Annotated in this window: 4 protein-coding genes and 1 pseudogene; 2 read left to right on the top strand and 3 right to left on the bottom strand. The window is 71.0% G+C overall.

Annotation, left to right across the window (positions count from 1 at the left end; translation table 11 throughout):
• Positions 1-1,458 (bottom strand): leucine--tRNA ligase (gene leuS / locus VFZ39_RS04370; RefSeq protein WP_330864503.1); only part of this gene is annotated, 1,458 nt, incomplete at its 3' end.
• Between the two features lie 162 nt (positions 1,459-1,620).
• Here leuS and VFZ39_RS04365 point away from each other — a divergent pair.
• The gene (locus VFZ39_RS04365) at positions 1,621-2,394 is read left to right on the top strand and encodes a nucleotidyltransferase domain-containing protein (RefSeq protein ID WP_330864502.1); all 774 of its coding nucleotides are present in this window, start codon (positions 1,621-1,623) and stop codon (positions 2,392-2,394) included.
• A 10-nt stretch (positions 2,395-2,404) separates the two neighbouring features.
• Entirely contained in the window at positions 2,405-3,166 is a 762-nt protein-coding gene (locus VFZ39_RS04360) for an SDR family NAD(P)-dependent oxidoreductase (protein WP_330864501.1), read from the top strand.
• Between the two features lie 11 nt (positions 3,167-3,177).
• Here VFZ39_RS04360 and VFZ39_RS04355 read toward each other — a convergent pair whose 3' ends face one another.
• Positions 3,178-3,564, bottom strand: coding sequence for a hypothetical protein (locus VFZ39_RS04355; protein ID WP_330864500.1), 387 nt, complete (start codon positions 3,562-3,564; stop codon positions 3,178-3,180).
• Positions 3,565-3,571: 7 nt separating this feature from the next.
• Positions 3,572-3,780 (bottom strand): annotated as a pseudogene (locus VFZ39_RS04350) (hypothetical protein); the annotation flags it as partial.

The raw sequence follows: 3,780 nt of genomic DNA, 5'->3' as shown, positions 1-3,780 counted from the left end.
CAGCGGCGAGACGCCCTTCGGCTTCAGGTCGGCGCCCTTCAGCTCGGGCAGGGTGACCGGCAGCTGGTCGTCGGGCACGGCGACCTCCCCGCACTTCTCACAGTGCACGATCGGGATCGGCGGCCCCCAGAACCGCTGACGGGACAGCAGCCAGTCACGCAGCCGGAAGTTGACGGTGCCTCGGCCCAGCCCCTTCCGCTCCAGGTGGGTGATGGTGGTGTGCTTGGCCTCGTCGACGGTCAGGCCGGTCAGGTCGATCTCGTCGTTCGCGGAGTTGATGGCCGGGCCCTCGCCGACGTACGCCTCGCCCTCCCAGCCCTCGGGCGGCTGGACGGTCCGGACGATCGGCAGGTCGAACACCGTGGCGAAGTCCCAGTCGCGCTGGTCCTGCCCCGGCACAGCCATGATCGCGCCGGTGCCGTAGTCGGCCAGCACGTAGTCGGCGGCGTACACCGGGATCAGGTCACCCGTCAGCGGGTTCACCGCTCGGACGCCCAGGTCGACGCCGGTCTTCGGTCGCTCCGTGCTCTGGCGCTCGATCTCCGACGCCATGCGGACCTCGTCGCGGTACGCCTCGAACTCTGCTCGCCGCTCGTCGCTCACCAGCTCCGCGGCCAGCGGCGCGTCCGCCGCGACCACCATGAACGTGGCGCCGAACAGCGTGTCCGGGCGCGTCGTGTACACGGTCAGCGGCTCGTCGCGACCCTCCACGACGAAGTCCACGTGGGCGCCTTCGGACCGGCCGATCCAGTTCCGCTGGGCGGTGATGACCCGGTCGGGCCAGGTCGGCGCCAGTACGTCCAGCTCGTCGTGCAGCTCCTGGGCGTAGTCGGTGATCTTGAAGTACCACTGCGTCAGCTCGCGCTTGGTGACCTCGGCTCCGCAACGCTCGCAGTGGCCGTCGACGACCTGCTCGTTGGCCAGCACGGTCTGGTCCTGCGGGCACCAGTTGACCGGGCTGTTCTTGCGGTAGGCCAGCCCGCGCTCCCTGAACTTCAGGAACAGCCACTGCGTCCAGCGGTAGTACGACGGGTCGCTGGTGTTGAACCGGCGGCTCCAGTCGAAGCTGATGCCGTAGTGCTTGAACGACTCGAACTGGGTGTCGATGTTGGCGTAGGTGTAGGTCGCCGGGTGCTCGTCGTTGCGGATCGCGGCGTTCTCCGCCGGCAGCCCGAACGAGTCCCAGCCCATCGGGTTCAGCACCTCGTAGCCGCGGTGGCGCCAGTAACGGGCGATCACGTCGTGCAGAGCCGTCACCTCGGCGTGCCCCATGTGCAGGTCGCCGCTCGGGTACGGGAACATCGTCAGCGCGTACCGCTTCTCGCGCTCGCCGCGCAGCACCACGTCGTCCGCAGCGACGTAGGGCTGCAGCTCGTCCCAGATCTTCTGCCACTTGGTCTCGACCACGTGGACGTCGTACGACGTGCGGTCGGTCGTCTGCTCGGTCTGCTCGCTCATCTGTCTCTCTCGTCGTCGGTCGCACTGCTCGGGCGGGACATGAAAAAGCCCCTCGTGCACGAGGGGCAGCCGCGTCGGTGGTGGTGGTCCGACGCGGCTAACTAAGGAGCAGCGACCTGCGCATGCAGCCATGATACCCAATGCCGGCGCTAGGGTCCCAGCGTGCTTGACCTGAGCCGATACGACGACGTGCTGGCGCTGCTGCGCGACCACGCCTCGGCGAGTCCCGACGTGCGGCTGGCCATCGTCGGCGGGTCCGCCGCGACCGGCCGGTACGACGACCACTCCGACCTCGACGCCGAGCTCTGGGTGGACGGCCCACCCGACGCGACGTACGACGAGCTGCACGGGCTGCTCGCCGAGCAGCTCCACGTCGACCACGTCTGGGAGGTGCTCCGCGAACGCTGGCCGGACGGCACCCGCCAGCTGTTCGCCCACCTGCAGCCCGACCCCGGTGACCTGTCGCGACCGACCCGCATCATCGACCTGGCGATCCACCCGCTGCCCTCAGCGGGCACCGTCGTGATCGACCCCCGCCGGCACGGGACGCCGATCGTGCTGCACGACCCCGACGGCCTGCTGCGGCTCGCGCCCGAGGACGAGGCGCCCCACGAGGCCGCCCGTGCCACCACGGTCGCCCAGATCGCCGCCCGCCGTGGCACCGCCGAGTGGCTGGTCCGTCGGGCGCTCGCCCGCGGCGAGCTCGCGGAGGCCCACGCGTTCTACCTCCGGTTCACCTTCACGCCTCTGGTCGAGCTGCTGCGGATCGAGCACTGCCCGGCCCGCCACGACTTCGGTCTCCGCTACCTCGACACCGACCTCCCTGAGGGGTACGCCGACCGGCTCGACGAGCTCCTACCGGGCCCTGACCTCGGCGACCGCGCCACCCGCGTCTTCGCCTGGACCGACGAGCTGCTGACACGGCTCGGTCACTAGGGTCCTGATCATGACGGTCCTCGACATGTTCCGCCTCGACGGGAAGGTCGCCGTCGTCACGGGGGCCAGCAGCGGTCTCGGCGTCGCGTTCGCCCGCGCGCTCGCGGAGGCGGGCGCCGACGTCGCGCTGGGCGCGAGACGGGTCGACCGGCTCGAGGAGACCGCTCAGCTGGTGCGCGACGCCGGGCGGAAGGTGGTCACGGCCGCCACGGATGTCGCCGACCCCGAGCAGTGCCAGGCGCTGGTGGACGCTGCGGTGACCGGGCTCGGCGGGGTCGACATCCTGGTCAACAACGCCGGCATCGGCACCGCCGTCCCTGCGACCCGCGAGACGCCCGAGCAGTTCCGGTCCGTGATCGACGTCAACCTCAACGGCTGCTACTGGATGGCGCAGGCGTGCGGCCGGGTGATGCAGCCCGGGTCCAGCATCATCAACGTGAGCTCGGTGCTCGGCCTGACGACCGGCGGTCTGCCCCAGGCCGCGTACTCCGCCTCGAAGGCCGCCCTGATCGGTCTCACCCGCGACCTCGCGCAACAGTGGACCGGCCGCAAGGGAATCCGCGTCAACGCGGTGGCGCCGGGGTTCTTCGCATCGGAGATGACCGACCAGTACCCGCCCGGCTACCTCGACTCGCAGCTGCCCCGGATCCCGGTCGGCCGTACGGGCGATCCGCGCGAGCTCGCCGCCACCGTGGTGTGGCTCGCGTCCGACGCCGCCGGCTACGTCACCGGCCAGACGGTGCCGGTCGACGGGGGCATGACCATCACCTGACCCTCGGCGGATCACCCGGGAGCCGGGTGGCGCAGCAGCCACCACAACCCCACGAACGGCAGCACCAGCGGGACGAAGAGGTACCCGATGCCGAAGTCCGACCACACCGTCTGGTCCGGGAACCACTCGGGACGAACGACGGACAGGGTGCCCACGACGAGCACGCCGACCGCCTCGACACCGACCGCCGCAAGTGCGACGCGACGTGCCCGCTCCGACCTACGTCGCAGCGCCAGCGTCGCCACGAGGTAGATCACCGCGGCGACCAGCGACAGGCTGTAGGCCAGCGGTGCCTCCTCGAACCGCGTTGTGATCTGCACCAGTGAGCGGGCCCCGGCCGCCACCGCGAACACGGCGTAGCACGCCACCAGCACCTGCCTCCCGGTCGAGGCCTTCACGGTGCCCTCACCGGGTCTGCGCCAGCCGGACGACGCAGACCGCGACCGCCACCAGTGCGATCGCGACGACCCACAGCGAGGCCGGCTCGACCACGGCGTCCGGGTCCTCGGGCGGCTGCCGCCAGACCAGCAGCGGGAGCAGGCCTGCGGTCGCGACGGCGTACCCGACGTGGGTGAGCATGCTGTCGGGCCGGTCGGCGGCGTCGGCGGCCAGCA

It is taken from the genome of Nocardioides sp., from assembly GCF_036374615.1.
Taxonomy (GTDB): domain Bacteria; phylum Actinomycetota; class Actinomycetes; order Propionibacteriales; family Nocardioidaceae; genus Nocardioides.
Note: the sequence above shows the minus strand (reverse complement) of the source record. Positions and strands in the feature narration are given on the sequence as shown.

What these genes read in the sequence shown, in the direction of transcription:
- VFZ39_RS04360 (WP_330864501.1), top strand. Translation starts at nt 2,405, where the DNA reads ATGACGGTCCTCGACATGTTCCGCCTCGACGGGAAGGTCGCCGTCGTC.